At 71.4% G+C, this 15,861-nt stretch carries 16 protein-coding genes and 1 pseudogene; 11 read left to right on the top strand and 6 right to left on the bottom strand.

Going from position 1 to position 15,861, the window contains the following annotated elements; translation table 11 throughout:
- Positions 1-17 precede the first annotated feature (17 nt).
- Entirely contained in the window at positions 18-845 is an 828-nt protein-coding gene (locus ACWFR4_RS18790) for an N-formylglutamate amidohydrolase (RefSeq protein ID WP_453467404.1), read from the bottom strand.
- Between the two features lie 178 nt (positions 846-1,023).
- On the opposite strand from ACWFR4_RS18790, the gene ACWFR4_RS18785 reads away from it, so the two are divergent.
- Genes ACWFR4_RS18785 through ACWFR4_RS18765 form a run of 5 tightly spaced genes read left to right on the top strand, consistent with a single transcriptional unit; the run spans position 1,024 to position 6,293 of the window.
- Complete coding sequence (locus ACWFR4_RS18785) at positions 1,024-3,036, top strand: CocE/NonD family hydrolase (RefSeq protein WP_453467406.1); 2,013 nt, start codon at positions 1,024-1,026, stop codon at positions 3,034-3,036.
- 2 nt (positions 3,037-3,038) lie between these two features.
- Positions 3,039-3,935, top strand: coding sequence for an ABC transporter substrate-binding protein (locus ACWFR4_RS18780; protein WP_453467408.1), 897 nt, complete (start codon positions 3,039-3,041; stop codon positions 3,933-3,935).
- A gap of 17 nt (positions 3,936-3,952) precedes the next feature.
- A complete protein-coding gene (locus ACWFR4_RS18775) occupies positions 3,953-4,906 on the top strand; it encodes an ABC transporter ATP-binding protein (RefSeq protein ID WP_453653380.1) in 954 nt (317 codons plus the stop codon).
- Positions 4,903-5,637 carry an ABC transporter permease gene (locus tag ACWFR4_RS18770; RefSeq protein WP_227299323.1) on the top strand — a complete coding sequence of 245 codons (735 nt, stop codon included), beginning with the start codon at positions 4,903-4,905 and terminating at the stop codon, positions 5,635-5,637. The genes ACWFR4_RS18775 and ACWFR4_RS18770 overlap by 4 nt, the downstream gene beginning before the upstream one ends.
- Positions 5,637-6,293, top strand: a complete 657-nt coding sequence (locus ACWFR4_RS18765; protein WP_453468828.1) for an ABC transporter permease — start codon at positions 5,637-5,639, stop codon at positions 6,291-6,293. Before ACWFR4_RS18770 ends, ACWFR4_RS18765 begins: the two co-directional genes overlap by 1 nt.
- Before the next feature lie 42 nt (positions 6,294-6,335).
- Here ACWFR4_RS18765 and ACWFR4_RS18760 read toward each other — a convergent pair whose 3' ends face one another.
- On the bottom strand, positions 6,336-6,941 hold the full coding sequence (locus ACWFR4_RS18760; protein WP_453468829.1) for a TIGR03086 family metal-binding protein: 606 nt from the start codon (positions 6,939-6,941) through the stop codon (positions 6,336-6,338).
- Positions 6,942-6,995: 54 nt separating this feature from the next.
- Here ACWFR4_RS18760 and ACWFR4_RS18755 point away from each other — a divergent pair, with 54 nt between their 5' ends.
- Positions 6,996-7,430: a MarR family winged helix-turn-helix transcriptional regulator gene (locus ACWFR4_RS18755; RefSeq protein WP_453468832.1), complete on the top strand. Its 435-nt coding sequence runs from the start codon at positions 6,996-6,998 to the stop codon at positions 7,428-7,430.
- Here ACWFR4_RS18755 and ACWFR4_RS18750 read toward each other — a convergent pair.
- A complete protein-coding gene (locus tag ACWFR4_RS18750; RefSeq protein WP_453468830.1) occupies positions 7,427-8,941 on the bottom strand; it encodes an alpha/beta hydrolase in 1,515 nt (504 codons plus the stop codon). The genes ACWFR4_RS18755 and ACWFR4_RS18750 overlap by 4 nt on opposite strands.
- Positions 8,942-9,037: 96 nt before the next feature.
- Between ACWFR4_RS18750 and ACWFR4_RS18745 the strand changes: the two genes are divergently transcribed.
- The gene (locus ACWFR4_RS18745) at positions 9,038-9,967 is read left to right on the top strand and encodes a helix-turn-helix domain-containing protein (RefSeq protein ID WP_453468831.1); all 930 of its coding nucleotides are present in this window, start codon (positions 9,038-9,040) and stop codon (positions 9,965-9,967) included.
- A gap of 46 nt (positions 9,968-10,013) precedes the next feature.
- Here the strand turns inward: ACWFR4_RS18745 and ACWFR4_RS18740 are convergent.
- Positions 10,014-10,097: pseudogene (locus ACWFR4_RS18740) on the bottom strand (IS200/IS605 family transposase); the annotation flags it as partial.
- A gap of 26 nt (positions 10,098-10,123) precedes the next feature.
- On the opposite strand from ACWFR4_RS18740, the gene ACWFR4_RS18735 reads away from it, so the two are divergent.
- Entirely contained in the window at positions 10,124-11,443 is a 1,320-nt protein-coding gene (locus ACWFR4_RS18735; RefSeq protein ID WP_453653378.1) for an RNA-guided endonuclease InsQ/TnpB family protein, read from the top strand.
- Between the two features lie 59 nt (positions 11,444-11,502).
- Entirely contained in the window at positions 11,503-12,408 is a 906-nt protein-coding gene (locus tag ACWFR4_RS18730) for an aminoglycoside phosphotransferase family protein (protein WP_453468050.1), read from the top strand.
- Positions 12,409-12,436: 28 nt separating this feature from the next.
- On the opposite strand, the gene ACWFR4_RS18725 is transcribed toward ACWFR4_RS18730, so the two are convergent.
- Entirely contained in the window at positions 12,437-12,973 is a 537-nt protein-coding gene (locus ACWFR4_RS18725) for an HAD domain-containing protein (RefSeq protein WP_453468051.1), read from the bottom strand.
- Positions 12,974-13,031: 58 nt separating this feature from the next.
- On the opposite strand from ACWFR4_RS18725, the gene ACWFR4_RS18720 reads away from it, so the two are divergent.
- The gene (locus tag ACWFR4_RS18720) at positions 13,032-13,901 is read left to right on the top strand and encodes a phosphotransferase (protein ID WP_453653376.1); all 870 of its coding nucleotides are present in this window, start codon (positions 13,032-13,034) and stop codon (positions 13,899-13,901) included.
- Positions 13,902-14,092: 191 nt separating this feature from the next.
- Positions 14,093-14,473: a luciferase domain-containing protein gene (locus tag ACWFR4_RS18715; protein ID WP_453468053.1), complete on the top strand. Its 381-nt coding sequence runs from the start codon at positions 14,093-14,095 to the stop codon at positions 14,471-14,473.
- Between the two features lie 63 nt (positions 14,474-14,536).
- Here ACWFR4_RS18715 and ACWFR4_RS18710 read toward each other — a convergent pair whose 3' ends face one another.
- A complete protein-coding gene (locus ACWFR4_RS18710) occupies positions 14,537-15,607 on the bottom strand; it encodes a LacI family DNA-binding transcriptional regulator (protein WP_453468054.1) in 1,071 nt (356 codons plus the stop codon).
- Positions 15,608-15,861 lie beyond the last annotated feature (254 nt).

Raw genomic sequence — 15,861 nt, 5'->3', positions numbered from 1 at the left:
GTTCCGGCGCGTCCGGCTCAGTCGCCCGCGCCGCCGATCATGTCCACCAGTCGCGCCAGCGCGGCGGCCGCCTTCGACAGGCCCGGCGCGGGCGTCACCGGTTCGTCCAGGTAGACGTCCCGCCGGAGTTCGATCATGAGTGCGCTGACCCGCGGGTCCTTGCCGTAGTGCCGCAACGGCACGTACGTCCCGGCGAACGGGGTGTCGAGGGCGATGTCCCCGAGCCCCTCGAAGGCTGCGCGCGCCTGCGCCGGCAACGCGTCGGGGGTGTGGAAAGGGTCGGTGCCCAGGCACACGGGCGGGCGCGGACCCGCGCCGTGGAGCTCGTAGGGCAGGGCCCGGCTCGGGTACGAGTGCACATCGACGATCACCACGCGCCCGGCGGCGGCGAGCCGGTCCTCGACCGCGTCCGTCATCGCGGCGGCGTAGGGATGGAAGTAGGCGTCGAGAAGCTCCGGACCATCGGCGGGTGGTTCGGGCCTGAGGACTTCGCGGTGTGTGGTGCGGGTGTACACCGCGCCCATCCCGACCGCGTTCATTTCCTCGCGCTCGTCGGGAAAGCGCTCGGGGTCCACGACGAGGCGGGACAGCTCGTTGACGAATCGCCAGGGCGTCACCGCCGCGTCGCGTGCGGCGAGTTCGGCGATGTCCTGCGTGCGAGCGTCCGTGATCAGGTCCAACTCCCGTTCCAGGGAGGCGTCGTCGAGCACGATGCCCTTCCGCACGTGCGGCGGCACGACACGCGAGCCGTGCGGCACGTGGAGGAGGACGGGCGATGCCGCGCTCCCCGGAATCAGCCTGTACGACGGCCGGGTGTCCTGTACGGAACTGTCCGTGGTGTCCATGTCCCCACTCTGCCCCGCCCGATCCCAACTGGTGAAACACGGGGTTACGGCGCGCGGGGGCCGCGGGTAGGGTGCCCAGTCATCCGCTACTGAACGGCCGTTGAGTAGCGGTGGGCGGGGCCTTGCCGTCCCGCCCGGACCTACGCATGTGACCTTCGTTCGCGAGGAGTTCTTCACCTTGCCCGACGCACCGTCGAATCTGCTGCGCCACCTCTGGATCCCCCTGGCGGACGGCACGCGGCTCGCCGCCCGCGTGTGGCTGCCCGCCGCCGGGAGCCGCCCCGCCCCCGCGGTCCTCGAGTACATCCCCTACCGCAAGAACGACGCGACCGCGGCCCGCGACAACAGCCTCCACGCCCGCTTCGCCGAGGCCGGTTACGCCGCCGTCCGCGTCGACCTGCGCGGCAGCGGCGACTCGGACGGGCTGATGCTCGACGAGTACGCGCAGCAGGAACTGGCCGACGGCGTCGAGGTGATCGACTGGCTGGCGCGGCAGCCGTGGTGCGACGGGAACGTCGGCATGATCGGCAAGTCCTGGGGCGGTTTCAACGGCCTCCAGATCGCCGCGCTGCGCCCGGCCGCGCTCAAGGCGGTCGTCACGGTCTGCTCGACGGACGACCGGTATGCGGACGACGTCCACTACACCGGCGGCTCGCTGATCGCCTCCGAGATGCTGCCGTGGGCGTCGACCATGCTGGCCTACAACGCCCGCCCCGCCGATCCGGCCGTCGTCGGCGACGGCTGGCGCGAGCAGTGGCTGCGGCGGATGGCGGACACCCCCGTGTACGTGGAGGAGTGGCTGCGGCACCAGGCGCGCGACGCGTACTGGAAGCACGGGTCCGTGTGCGAGGACTTCGGCGCGATCCAGGCGCCGGTGCTTGCCGTCGGCGGCTGGTACGACCCGTACTGCGGGGCCGTACTGCGTCTGCTCGAGGGGCTCGAAGTGCCGGTGCGGGGGCTGGTGGGGCCGTGGGCCCACACCTATCCGCACCAGGCCGAGCCCGGGCCGGCCATCGACTTCCACGCCGAGGTCGTGCGCTGGTTCGACCAGTTTCTGCGCGGGCGGGACACCGGCGCCCTGGACGATCCGGCGCTGCGGGTGTGGATGCCCGAGTGGGCGGCGCCCGGCAGCGACCGCGATGTGCGGCCGGGGCGCTGGGTCGCCGAGGAGAGCTGGCCGTCGCCCCGGATCGAGCGGCGCGCGTACGCCCTGGGCGGCGAGTCGGCGGGGACAACCGCCGGGAGCGATCCGCTGCGCGAGCGGGCCGTGCACCTCGACAGCACCCGGATGATCGGCACCGCGGGTGGCAGCTGGCTCCAGTTCGGCGACGCAGCCGGTCAGTTCGGGCCGCAGGGCGGTGACGACGGTCTCTCGCACACCTTCACGACCGTGCCCCTCGACGAGAGCGCCGAGATCCTCGGCGTGCCGACCGTGACCCTTCGGGTCAGCGCCGACGGCCCCGACGCGCAGCTCGCCGTACGTCTCAACGACGTGGCACCCGACGGCAGTTCACGTCTCGTCACGCGCGGCCTGCTCAACCTCACCCATCGCGACGGCCACGAGGAGCCGCAGGCTCTTGAGCCGGGGCACGTCTACGACGTGACCGTGCCGCTGGTGGCGACCGCGCACTCCTTCGCGCCCGGTCACCGCGTCCGCGTCGCAGTCTCGGCCTCGTACTGGCCCCTGGCCTGGCCCTCGCCGCTGCCCGTCACGGTCACGCTCCACCCGGCGCCGTCCGCAGCGCTGCACCTGCCCGTACGCCCGGCGAGCGCCGACGACGCGAAGCTGCGCCCGTACGGGGAGCCCCTGCCGGATCTGCCCGCGCCGCTGCGCCAGTCCCCCGGGGTCACCGGGCGCCGCGTCGAGCACGATCCGGTGAGCGGCACGACCGTCGTCACCCTTCGCGTCGACGACGGCGAGTTCACCGACCTCGCGGACGGGGCCTGGCGGCGCACCGACAGCGTCGACCGCTTCACGCTCACCGAAGGCGATCCGCACTCCGCGCTCGTCGAGTGCGAACGCACCGAGGAGGGCGGGCGCGGCGACTGGCACTGGAAAATTGTGACGATCAGTCATATGAGCGCGGACACCGCGGCGTTCACCGTCACGAACACCATCACCGCCCACGAGGGGGACGACCGCGTGTACCACCGCACCACCGATGCCGTGATACCTCGCCAGGGAGTGTGAGCATGCGCCGCCGCACCCTGCTCACCGGCTCCCTCGCCGTCGCGGCCGCCGCCGGGGTGAGCACGGCGGCCGGCTCCGTCGCGGGCACCGGCCCCGTGATCACCGTCGGCTCGAAGCAGTTCACCGAGTCGTGGGTGATGGGCGAGCTGTACGCGCAGATCCTCACGGCCCGTGGCTTCCAGGTCGTCCTCAAGTCGAACATCGGCAGCGCCGACATCATCGACCGAGCGCTGCGCAGCCGCCAGATCGACCTCTATCCCGAGTACACGGGCGTCATCCTCCAGACGTTCGCGATGCCGAAGAGGATGCCGGTCACGGCGCACGGAACATTTGAGGCGGCGAAGAGGTTCGAGGCGGGGCGCGGTCTCGCCCTGCTGAGACCCACCCCGTTCCAGAACCGCAACGCCGTCGCCGTGCGCACCTCCGACGCCCGCAAGTACGGACTGCGGACCGTCGGCGATCTGCGCCGGATGGGGCGGATCTCGTACGCCGAGTACCCCGACAACATCACGGGCCCGCTCGGCTACGACGCCATCGTCAAGGCGTACCGGCTCTCCGCCATGAAGGTCAGGCCGCTCAACATCGGCCTGCAGTACCCGGCACTCAAGAACGGTGACGTGGACGCCGCCGACGTCTTCACCACCGACCCCCAGCTGCGGCGCTACGACTTCACCGTCCTGGAGGACGACCAGGCGATCTTCGGCTTCCAGAACGTGTCGCCGGTGGTGCGGCGCTCGCTCGTCGAGCGGTACGGCAGCCGGCTCACCGAGCCGCTCGACGCGGTGAACGCGCTGCTCACCGAGAAGGCCATGCAGGCGCTGAACGAGGCCGCCGCCATGATGCGGCTGAGCCCGGCGAAGGTCGCCGACCGATTCCTGCGCGCCAACGACCTGAAGTGACCGAGGAGCCCACGATCATGCAGAGCGCTGCCGACATCGTCTTCGACGCGGCCACCAAGACCTACGCGGGTTCCGCCGAACCCGCCGTGGACGCACTGTCCCTGACCGTCCCGGCCGGGGAGATCTGCGTCCTGCTCGGGGCGTCCGGTTGCGGCAAGACGACCGCACTCACCCTCGTCAACCGGCTCACCGAGCTGACGTCCGGCGACATCCGCATCGACGGGCGCAGCATCCGCGACCAGGACGTCATCGAACTGCGCCGCTCCATCGGCTACGTCATCCAACAGGCGGGGCTCTTCCCGCACATGACGATCGAGGAGAACATCGCGACGGTCCCGCAGGTCCTGGGCTGGAAGCGGTCACGGACCGCCGACCGCGTCCGCGAACTGCTCGAACTGGTCGGCCTTCCCCACAAGGAGTACGCGGACCGCTATCCCGCCCAGCTGTCCGGCGGGCAGCGCCAACGCGTCGGCATCGCACGGGCGTTGGCCGCGGACCCGCCGATCATGCTGATGGACGAGCCGTTCGGCGCGCTGGACCCGGTGACGCGCGAGCACATGCAGGACGAGTTCCTGCGGCTGCACGAACAGGTCCGCAAGACCACGCTGTTCGTGAGCCACGACATCGACGAGGCCGTCCGCATGGGCGACCGCGTCGCGATCCTCGCCAAGGGCGGAAGGCTCCTCCAGTACGACTGCCCCGAACGCATCCTTCGCGAGCCCGCCGACGACTACGTGGCGCGCTTCGTCGGCACGGACCGCGGTCTCAAGGCGCTGACGCTGCGCAGCCTCGGCGAGCTGAAGCTCGACCCGGCGACCGGCGACGACGAGGCGTCGCTCCGCACCGGCGACACCCTGCGGACCGCGCTGTCGGCGCTGCTCGCGGGAGGCGCCGATCGGCTGCCGGTCGCGGACGAGTCGGGGAAGACCGTCGGCAGCGTGACCGTGGACCTCATCAGGGAGGCGGCGTGAGTTCCGCCCTGCTCGCGGCGGCCGGCCCGCAGCCGGTGATCCCGGACTTCGGAACGGTCAGTTCCTGCGTCCGCGACAACGGCCTGTTCTGCGTCGACTGGTTCACCGCCAACTTCTCCAGCATGTTCGGGCCCGCGCTCGTCCAGCATGTGCGGCTCACGGTGATCGCGGTCGGTGTCGGCTTCCTCATCGCGTTTCCGCTGGCGCTGCTCGCGCACTTCCGGCGCCGCCTGGTGAAGCCGCTCGGCGGTCTGACCTCGTTCCTCTACACGATCCCGCCGATGGCCCTGTTCACGCTGCTCGTCCCGGTGTTCGGCCTCTCCGTCCTCACCGCGGAGATCGCGCTGGTGTCGTACACGCTGATGGTGCTGTTCAAGTCGTCGCTGACGGGCCTCGGTGAGGTGCCGGAGGAGGTGCGCCGGGCGGGCGAGGGCATGGGGCTCACGCGGCGCGAGATCCTCTGGCGCATCGAACTCCCGCTGGCTCTGCCCGCGGTGATCAGCGGGCTGCGCGTGGCGACGGTGACCACGATCAGCGTGGTGGAGGTCGCCGCGTTCATCATCGACCAGGGGCTGGGATCGCCGATCATCCAGGGCCTTCAGTCGCCGTTCAACACCCAGTTCATCGGGGCCGGGCTGCTGGCCGTTGCGCTCGCGCTGGCGGCCGACGGACTGATCGTGCTGGTGGGACGGCTGCTCACGCCGTGGGCCCGGACGCGGAGGACCGTCTGATGCACACCTTCTTCGCCAGTTTCACTTTCATGGCCGACCACTTCGGGCTTCTGGCCGACCGCACGGTGGACCATCTGAAGCTGTCGGCCGCCGCCGTCGCGGTGGCCCTCGTCCTCGCCCTCCCGCTCGGCGTATGGCTCGGCCACCGCGGCAAGGGTTCCTTCCTCACCGTCAGCATCTCCAACATCGGCCGTGCGCTGCCGTCGCTGGCGCTCATCGCGATCTTCCTCGGGCTGCTCGGCATCGGATTCGTCAATGTACTGACGGCACTGGTGGTGATGGCGATTCCACCGGTGCTCACACACGCGTACCTCTCGGTCGAGCAGGTGGACCCGGATCTGGTGCGCGCCGGACGCGGCATGGGACTGACGGAGTGGCAGATCCTCACCCGCATCGAACTGCCCCTGGCCCTGCCGGTGCTCTTCACCGGCATCAGGATCGCGGCGGTGTACGTCATCTCCAGCGCGACCCTGGCCGCGGTCGCCGGCGGCGGCGGACTCGGCGACATCATCCTGAACCAGGTGTCGTACGGCCTGTCGGGGGTGATCGCCGCCGCTCTGTGGGTGGCGGTCCTGGCGCTGGCCGCGGACGCCCTGTTCGGAGCGCTCCGCAACCGGCTCACCCCGCGCGGGGTCCTCGCGGGACGGAGTGGGTGACCGGCCCACCGCTGTCGGGCCGAGCACTCCGCACGAAAGACCCTAGGCAGGGGCCGGCCGCCATACCGGTGAGCGGCCCAGGATCGCGACGATCTCGTCCAGCCGGGACCCGCCGGCGGCCGTGACCGCCGGCGCGAAAGCCGCATGGGGGCCGCGGCGCGCCTCCCCTGCGGGCACCGCCCGCGCCACGGCCATTGCCACGTCGAGGAGTTCGGGGTCGAACGTCACCGCGTGCCCCAGCGTCCGCGCCACGTCCCAGGAGTGCACGACGTAGTCGATGAAGTGGAAGCTGACGGCCTGTGCTCCCGGGAAGGCTCCGCCGTCGCGGATCTCCGGGAGGGGGAACGCCCGCTCCGTCACCCCTTCGACGGCGAAGGCCTCCAGGACGTGCTGGGCGGCCTCGCGATACGCCTCGACGGGGTCGTCCCCGAGGGGACGCGGCCGCCACAGGGCGATGTCCTTCTCTCCGCGCGAGGCCGCGGCGAATCCATGGTGCTGCGCGGTCATGTGGCCGAGCAGGTCACGCAGCGTCCACCCCGCGCACGGCGTCGGCCTGGCCAGGTCCCCGGCCGTCGCCCGCGCCACCACGTCGACGCTCGCACGCACCGCTTCCGCGTCGAGGGCGACCAGATCCTTATTCGTAGGCATACGCTTATCATCTGCCCACGCCTATCACATGTCAACGTCTATCATCGGCGCGTGATGGCCAAGAACCGCGGACGGCGCGACCTCGCCGCGATGCTGCAGCCCCTGGTGCGGTCCCTCATCGCCGCCGAGCTGCCCGTACTCGCGGCGCACGGGATCTCGATGTGGGGATACGTCGTCCTCAGCTGCCTGGACGACGGCCCCGTCCGCACCCAGGCCGCGCTCGCGACGGCGATCGGCGCCGACAAGACCCGGATCATCTCCACGCTGGACACGCTGCAGGAGTCCGGTCTGATCTCCCGCGCCCCGGACCCGCACGACCGCCGGGTCCGGCTCCTCTCCATCACCGACGACGGCCGGCGCCTGCGCAGGTCCGCGCAGGCCGACATCCACGCGCACGAGGACCGCCTCCTGGCCCGGCTCCCCGCGGCCGACCGCCGGGTCTTCCTCGACGCGGTCCACACCCTCACCCCGGATGCGGACACGCCCTAGTCGGTCCCTGCCCCCAGGTGTCCGAACACCGAGCGCACCGCCCGGTCCACCGCGTCGCGCGACGCGTCGGTGGGGTCGATCGTCTCGAAGCCATGGTGGCCGAGCGGCACGTCGATCACCTCGAGGGCGGCGCCGCAGTCCACGGCCGCGGACACGAACTCCTCGACCGTCGCCGCGATTTCAGGGCGTTCGAGCCCCACCCGCGTCAGCACGATCGGCAGCCGTCCCGCACCACGAACCGCCGCCGCCGGGCGGAACCGGCCGTCGGCGAGCCCCCAGCCCGGCAGCGGCGCGAGAATCGGGTACGAGGCCGCCACGCACCGCAGCCAGGACGGCGGCGCCGCGAGCCAGTCGGCCGCAAGGAGCCCGCCGGCGGAGACGAACCACAGCGCGACTCGCTCACCGTCCACCCGTGGATCGGCCCGTACGAGCTCGATCGCCTCGGCGATGTCGTCGGCGGCCTGCCCGTACGCGGTCAGCTCGTGGAGCCGGTGGTCCACGGTCACGCCGACGCCTCCCAGGTTCGCCACGTACTGCGCATAGCCCACGAAGGCGGGCCAGTCGCGCGGTGTCGGACGGGCACCGGCCGGTACCGGTCCACCGTGGACGAACACCACGGCCGGCCGGGGACCGTCGGCGTCGGGCAGATGCAGGTCGACGCGACCGGTCCGCTCCCGAGGCCGCTCCTTGACGTCCATGAGGAACGGCCGGAGATGCCTGGGCTGCTCGCGCACCGCGGCGGCCACCCGGTGTCCCTTCCCCGCGGCGGCCCGGAGCAGGACGTCCACGAGCTCGCGCGGGGCGGAGAGCATCGGCCAGTGCCCGGTGTCGATTTCGAAGAAGGTGACGCCCGGGTCGGCGAGCGCCCGGAAAGCGGGATCACCCAAGCCCACCATGGTCTCGACCACGGCGATGCTCGACCCGTTGGCCGTGCACAGGACGCCGGTCGTCGGCAGTTCGGCGACCGCGCCGGACAGCCGCAGCGGCTGGGTGAGCGTGGGCAGGGGCTGGGGAACGGCCTGTTCGGTCAGCCGTGCCAGCGCCTCGGTCCGGAGGCCGGCGACGCTGCCCCAGCGCTGCCACTCCTCCACCGCCGGCGCGGGCAGCGTCCCGGCGCTGTCTTCCCCGGCCAGGCTCAGCACGCGCTCGCGGTCCGTCTGGTCGGGCACCAGCTTGAGGGCCGGGTCGCCGTTCCCGGGGATGCCGACATCCACGTTGACGATCCTGGAGATCCGCCCGGGGCGCCGGTCCGCGGCACCGCGCACCGGGTGGATGCCGTAGCAATGGCCGACAAGGACCACGTCCTGCCCCTCGACCCGGTCGATCAGCCGGACCAGCTCCTCGATGTGCGCCTCCAGGTCCACGCCCGGCCCCGCCGCACCACCGCCGCCGTCCATGCCGGTGAGCGTCACTTCGTACGCCCGCGCCCCCGCGTCCCGCAGCCCGGTGGCCACTTCCCGCCATACCCAGCCGCCGGTGTGGGCCCCCGCCACCAGAATGAATGCCGTCATGTCCGTCTCCTCCCACGCCGTTGTCCACGGACCGGCCGCACCGGCCGTCCGCGCTCGCCGGTACCGTAGGAACTCCCTCTGAGGGAGGTTCAAGCCGTGCCCGCCGACAGCATGTGGTCCATCGGGGAACTCGCCGAGCGCGCGGGCGTCACCGTCAAGACGGTCCGCTTCTACTCGGACCGCGGTCTGCTGCCCGAAGGCCCCCGCAGTACGGGCGGCCACCGCCGGTACGGGCCTGAGGCGCTCGACCGGCTCCGCGTCATCCGCTCCCTGCGCGCCCTCGACCTGCCGGTGCCGGACGTGCGCCGCGTCCTGCGCGAGGAGGACGGGCTGGACGGCACTCTTGAGGACGTCGTCGCGGGGCAGTTGCGGGACATCGGCTCTCAACTGGCCGCGCTGCGCTGGAGGGAGGCCGCGCTTCAGCTGCTCCAGGACTGCACGCCCGCCGAGCGCGCCGAGCGGCTGCTGCTCGTCGGCGCGATGTCCGCCCCGCCCAGTACGGCCGCACCGGCCCGCTTCTGGCGCCGGTGGCTGCCGCCCCGGATGCCCGCGCATGTCGTCTCCGCCGTCCTCGAACAGGCCGTACCGCAGCCTCCGTCGGAACCGACTCCGGCCCACGTCCTGACCTTCGCCCGGCTGCACGCCTTCACCTCGCGCTCCTGCGAGGGCGGCGACCGCGGCCAGCCGGCGGCACATCGTACGGAAGACGGGTTCCGCCCCGGGGTGCTCTACGAGGGGCTCAGCGAGGCCTACGCACTGGCGTCGCCGCACCTGTGCGACCAGCGGTCACCCCGGGAGGGCGAGGCGCTGGACTGCTTCGTCTCCGCCTACGCCGCCTCACGGGGCGTACGTGACACCCCCGCGTTCCGCCGTGCGCTCAGTGGGGTGCTGGCCGCGGATCCGCGGATCGACCACTACTGGCAGCTCGTCGCCGAGCTGACCGGTCCTTCGCGGCCGACGCCGGGGGCCACCCACGACTGGCTCTGCGCCGCGCTCGACGCCCAGGTCGGGCGTCGAGCCGGGTGAGGGCCGACGGAGAGCCGCCGCCGGTTAATAGCTGGGCCGGCGGCCTGTCCTGCTCGCCGTTGAACTGCTTGAGTTCGGCCTCGAAGTCCCTGCAGACCTCGCGCATGATCTCCTCAGTGCGCGTCAGCATAAGCCAACCGTCGTAGAGTGATCGTGATGAGCGAACTTGTCTGGGAGAAGCGGCAGTTCGGGCACCGTGCCCGGCTGGCGCTGACGCCTGCACAGACCCGGCTCATGGACGACCAGGCGCACGCCGCACGAGCGATGTGGAACTGCCTCCACGACTGGTGGACGATGCTCCCCAAGGACAAGCGTTCCCTGGTCGCCGCTGATGCTGCGATCCGCCAGGCGCGCAAGGAGATCGACTGGCTCGGAGTGCTCCCGGCTCAGGCCGCGCAGGCGGTGCTGAAGACGTACTTCCAGGCGTGGCGGAACTGCTGGGACCGGCGGGCGGACGAGCCGAACTTCAAGGCCCGTTTCCGCACCGCCATGTCTGTCGACATCCCACAGGGCCGCGATCTGCAGATCAAGCGGGTGCACCGCCGATGGGGCATGGTCAACATCCCCAAGGTCGGACGTGTCCGCTTTTGCTGGACCAAGGCTCTCCCTGTCGGCAAGCTCGCCGACAGGGAGAATCGGATCACCGGGGCACGGCTGGTCAAAGACGGACTCGGATGGCATATCGCCTTCCGCGTCCAGACTCTGGAATCAAAGCCTGAGCCGCACAGTGGCCCTGAGATCGGCATCGACGCCGGTGTCAACCTTCCCCTTGCCCTGTCCGATGGCAACCATCAAGATCACGGACGACCCGCCCGGCTCCCGGATGGCACCGCCGACCGGGACAAGTGGCTGAACCCGGATGAAAAGGCCAAGCTGCTCCGCCTGGAACAACGGGCCGCGCACCGCAAGTCCTTCCACAAGCCGAAGGCGCGCAGCTCCAACCGGCTGAACCGCACCTACGACCAGATCAAGCAGCTCCGCGCAAGAGCCACGCGCCGAGTCGTTGACTGGCAGCACCAGACCACCACGAACCTCGCCCGCACCTACGGCACATTCGTGGTCGAACAACTCAACATCACGAACATGGTCAAGTCGGCCAAGGGCACTTGTGAGAACCCCGGAGTCAACGTTGCGCAGAAGTCCGGACTGAACCGCTCCATCAGTCAGGAGGCATGGGGCCGCACGGTGACCATGCTGACGTACAAGGCCGCCCGCCACGGCGGGACCCTCGTCAAGGTCCCCGCCCCGAACACTTCCCTGCGCTGCTCCGGATGCGGCTTCCTCACGCCCGGCAGCCGGGAAGGCCAGGCCACGTTCGTGTGCAAGAACCCAGACTGCGGCTGGTCCGGCAACGCCGACTGGAACGCGGCCCGGAACATCTTGCACCTGTACCGGATCGGACTTGTGGCGATCCCGGCTGCCGGGAGGGCAGTCGTCAGGCGCACCCGTGGCGCCAAGCCCGCCCCCGCAAGGTAGGTGGGAATCTCCTTCCCGAGCTTGCGAAGGGAGGAGAGCACTTCAAGCGAAAGGCTTCCATGTGTGCTCGTAAGTTGCGGCCCGAAGAGGCGGACATCGACGCCTCGTTGGTGCGCCGGCTCATCGACGCGCAGTTCCCTGAGTGGGCAGGGCTGGCGCTCACCGAGGTCGTCTCGGCGGGTACGTCCAACGCCATGTACCGCCTCGGCGAGGACATGGCCGTGCGGCTCCCCCGGCTTGCGGGCTCCGCGCAGGACGTGGAGAAGGAGCACCGGTGGCTGCCGCTGCTCGCCGGAGCGCTCCCTGTGGCCATCCCCACGCCGCTGGGCAAGGGAACTCCAGGCGAGGGCTACCCGTGGCCGTGGTCCGTCTACCGCTGGCTCGACGGCGCCAACCCCGCCCCGGGCCGCACCCCCGAACCGGCGCTGCTGGCAGAGGACTTGGCGGAGTTCGTCACCGTACTCCGGCGAGTCGACGCCACCGGCGGGCCCGCTTCCTACCGCAGCGAGCCGCTGGCGGAGCGGGACGAGGTGACGCGTTCGGCGATCCATGAGCTGCGTGCTGAGCTGGACGGGGACGGGGCGACCGCCGTCTGGGAGTCGGCCCTGCGGGCGCACGGGTGGGCCGGGCCCGCCGTGTGGATCCACGCGGATCTGCAGCCAGGGAACGTGCTCGTCGCGAACGAACGGCTCAGCGCCGTCATCGACTTCGGGTGCCTCGGCCTGGGCGACCCGGCGGTCGACCTCATCGCGGCCTGGTACCTGCTGCCCGCCGGTGCGCGCGAGGTCTTCCGGACCGGCTCGGGCGCGGACGACGACGCCTGGGCGCGGGGCCGCGGCTGGGCCCTGTCGGTCGCCCTTCTGGAGCTCCGGCACTACAGGGAGAGCAACCCGGTGATGGCCGACATCGCCCGCCATGTGATCGCGGAACTCCTCACCGACGGCACCGCGACGGCGGCGGTCTGACCATCCGTCCTGCCGGCACCGCCCCGGGTCAGTCCGCGGCCGCGCGCAACCACTCGTCCAGGACGGCGAAGTCGGCTTCGGTGAGGCCCTGTCGAGGGTCTACGCGATGCAGCAGGGCACCGTCCGCGTGATGCGCGAGGACCCAGGCGCGGTCGATGTCGGTGATCTCGTCGTCGACCCATGCGAAGGGTCGGCCTTTCGCCAGGCCGACCAGGGCGCGGGTCTTCCAGTGGAGTCCGCGGGCGCCGTGCCACTCCTCCCGCACCGGCGGATCCGGCCAGTCCACGACCGGCAACCGCGGCAGTCCGAGCAGCGGGGCGACGCAGTCGTTCGCGTCGTCCATCCAGGTCGTCGCCCAGACGAGCTCGCACGGGAGCGCCGCGAGCCGGGGCCCATAGTCGGGGTTGATCCTGGCCAGCAGGGGGTTCAGGTCCGCGCCCAGCGGGTCGGGGCGTCCCGGTCGGCGCAGAGGATACGTCGGGTAGCAGTCCGGCGGGCCACCGAACGGAATCAGCGGCCCGTCGACGTCGAGGAAGAGCAGCGGAAGGTGCTCGGATCCGGTCACGTCAGCACCGTAGCGACTCGGGCACCACGGCCGGGGCCACGCCGCTAGTGTGACGGGCATGACTGGGGACACGGGACCTGCGGACAGCCACGAACTGGCGGGCGGCATGATGAACGCGGGCGCGGTCTTCCGGCGGGGCGACGTGGTCGAGCGGCCGGCACCGCCGAATGTCCGGGCGCTCCACGCCTACCTCGCGGCGCTGAGGCATCAGGGATTCGACGCGGCTCCGGTGCCGGTCGGCGTCCGTGCCGACGGGCGTGAGCAGTTGGGGTTCGTTCCCGGCCACGTGGCCGTCCCGCCGTTTCCGCCGTGGGCCATGTCGCAGACCGCGCTCCGGTCTGTCGGGGTCCTGCTGCGACGGCTGCACGAGGCGAGTGCGCGCGTCGCGGTGGACGTGTCCGCCGGCTGGTCCGGGGAGCTGGCCGATCCCGAGGGCGGAACGATGCTGTGCCACAACGATGTGTGCCTGGAGAACGTCGTCTTCCGGGACGGCCGCGCCGTGGCCCTGATCGACTTCGACCAGGCGGCCCCGGGGCGCCCGGTCTGGGATGTCGCGATGACCGCCGGCTACTGGGTCCCGATGCGGGACCCCGAGTCCGCGGCCCCGTTCTATCCGGTACCTGACCCCTCCCACCCGTTGGACGCCCCGGGCCGGCTGCGGCTCCTCGCGGACGGTTACGGGCTCTCGCCGCGGGAGCGCGCCGAACTGCCGGAGGTCGTCGAGCAGGCCGCCGAGGTGTGCCGGGCGTTCGTCGCCCGGCGCGTGGCCGACGGGGACCCCGCCTACGTCCAGGCGCTGCGCGACCGCGGCGGCTGGGAGCGCTGGGACCGGATCCAGGCGTGGCTCGGCGCCCGGCGCGAGACGTTCCGGGCAGCGCTGCTCGCGGGCCTCGACACCGGGTCGGTCCGTCCCCTTCCGCCCCCGTGAGGTTCCCGAAACCGCCGATTAATCAAGCAGGCCGTGAATAGGGCTGGTTGACGGGGTGAAGAGTGCGCAACCATGTCCACATGACCGCGGCCCATCGCGCCATGACCCAGTTGGAGTCGTGGCCGAACCTGGTAAGTGGCTCTCCCCGGTGCGCCGTAGGGCGCTCCTTCGGGACAGCGGGGTGCGACATCGTGCATTTCCATGCCAACGATGCGGCAGATCTGTACCTCACCCGGACGGCGGTCGAACGCCTCCTTCCGCAGCTGCGCGACAGCACCGCGATCCGGGTGCGCCCCGGCGCCTCGTGGATCACCGTGCTGCTCGACTGCGACGACGACGTGGCACTCCTGCTGACACTCATCAGCGTGGCGCTCAAGGAACACGACGCGGTCAGGGGGCCTGAGGAGGAGTGCGGCGGACCGCGCACCGCCCGTACGGCTCCGCCCTGCGACTGGGAGCCGCCGGCGATGCCTTCGCCGCGCGCGGCCGGGCCGGTGGCAGCGTCCGCTCATCACGGCCGCGTTCACGACGCGTGGAAGGCCGTCGGCCGGATGCTGCCGCACGGCCACTGACGGGAGCGGGGTACGCGAGCGGGAGTCCGTGACGAGAACTCTGCAACTGGCATCGGCCACAGGTCAGTTGCCCGCGCTCGCGCCCATCTCGGCGCCCCGCGCCGCCCCCGTGCTGTCGCGCTCGATCAGGCCCGGCAGCGGCACCTGCACCGTCCGCGACGGGCCGCCGTCCAGGAGTGCCGTCAGTTCCTGGGCCGCGGTGCGGCCGAACTCGACCGTGTCGCGGGAGAGTGCCGACAGCCAGGGCTTGACCATGCGGCACAGCGGGGAGTCCTCCCAGGCCACCACCGAGACGTCGCCGGGGACCGAGAAGCCCAGCTCACCGGCGGCGGCGACCCCGGCGACGGCCATCACGTCGTTGTCGTAGACGAGCGCGGTCGGGGGCGTGTCGCCCTCCATGACGCGGCGCGTGACCGCGGCGCCCTCGGCGTCCGAATAGTCCGTGGTCACGGAGCGCACCTCGGTCAGTCCGCGCCGCTCGGCCTCGGCGCGCAGGGTGCGGATGCGCCGCTCGGTGTGCGCGAGGCCCGGCAGACCGGCGATGTGGACGATGCGGCGGTGCCCGAGCGCGTACAGCTCGTCGACGACCGACGCCATCGCGCCGGCGTCGTCCGCCCACACCGTCGACATGCCGTGGTGCTCCGCGTCGGGCACTCCGCCGATCACCACGGCGGGCAACCCGAGTTCGTCGAGGAGGGCGGGGCGCGGGTCGGCGGTGCGGGGGTCGACGACGAGCACGCCGTCCACCCGGTGTTCGGCCCACCAGCGCCGGTAGACGGCACACTCCGCCTCGACGTCCTCCACCACCTGGAACAGCAGGCCGAGGTGACGCTCAGCCAGGACCTCCTGGATGCCCGAGATGAGCTGGAGGAAGAACGAGTCCACGCCCAGCGTGTCCGCGGGGCGGGCCACGACCAGACCGACCGTGGCCGCGCCTTCGCCGGACAGGGCGCGGGCCGCCGTGCTGGGCCGCCAGCCGAGCTGTTCGGCAACCCGCCGCACCCGGTCGCGGGTGACCTCGGAGACCCCTGGCCGGTCGTTGAGCGCGAAGGACACGGCGCTCTCCGAGACACCCGCCCTGAGCGCGATGTCCTTCATGGTCGGTCGACGCGCGGGAGACCGCTTGGCTGGCACAGCTGCCCCTTTCCCCGTGGAACCCCGGCGGGTTCCGCGACCAGCGTAGCGCATGTCACCGCGCACTAATGCGCTTGAGTTCAAGACCCTAAAGCGCATTAGTCTTGGACTGTAAAAGGTCTACTCCACTGCCCTGACCTGGCATTATTCTCTGCGACTCACAGAAGTTTCCGAGAATGCATTGACTTTTTCCGTGATCGCAATGCAGGGTCTGCACGGCAACATTCGACGCCGCCGCAAAGGAGCCGTGTCAC

This window comes from Streptomyces sp. NPDC055140 (assembly GCF_053607285.1).
This window is presented reverse-complemented; position numbering and strand designations above follow the sequence as displayed.

Bases quoted from the DNA above. Each gene is read 5' to 3' on its own strand.
- ACWFR4_RS18790 (WP_453467404.1), bottom strand. From the start codon at position 845: ATGGACACCACGGACAGTTCCGTACAGGACACCCGGCCGTCGTACAGG.
- ACWFR4_RS18780 (WP_453467408.1), top strand. From the start codon at position 3,039: ATGCGCCGCCGCACCCTGCTCACCGGCTCCCTCGCCGTCGCGGCCGCC.
- ACWFR4_RS18775 (WP_453653380.1), top strand. From the start codon at position 3,953: ATGCAGAGCGCTGCCGACATCGTCTTCGACGCGGCCACCAAGACCTAC.
- ACWFR4_RS18765 (WP_453468828.1), top strand. From the start codon at position 5,637: ATGCACACCTTCTTCGCCAGTTTCACTTTCATGGCCGACCACTTCGGG.
- ACWFR4_RS18760 (WP_453468829.1), bottom strand. From the start codon at position 6,941: ATGCCTACGAATAAGGATCTGGTCGCCCTCGACGCGGAAGCGGTGCGT.
- ACWFR4_RS18755 (WP_453468832.1), top strand. From the start codon at position 6,996: ATGGCCAAGAACCGCGGACGGCGCGACCTCGCCGCGATGCTGCAGCCC.
- ACWFR4_RS18750 (WP_453468830.1), bottom strand. From the start codon at position 8,941: ATGACGGCATTCATTCTGGTGGCGGGGGCCCACACCGGCGGCTGGGTA.
- ACWFR4_RS18735 (WP_453653378.1), top strand. From the start codon at position 10,124: ATGAGCGAACTTGTCTGGGAGAAGCGGCAGTTCGGGCACCGTGCCCGG.
- ACWFR4_RS18730 (WP_453468050.1), top strand. From the start codon at position 11,503: ATGTGTGCTCGTAAGTTGCGGCCCGAAGAGGCGGACATCGACGCCTCG.
- ACWFR4_RS18720 (WP_453653376.1), top strand. From the start codon at position 13,032: ATGACTGGGGACACGGGACCTGCGGACAGCCACGAACTGGCGGGCGGC.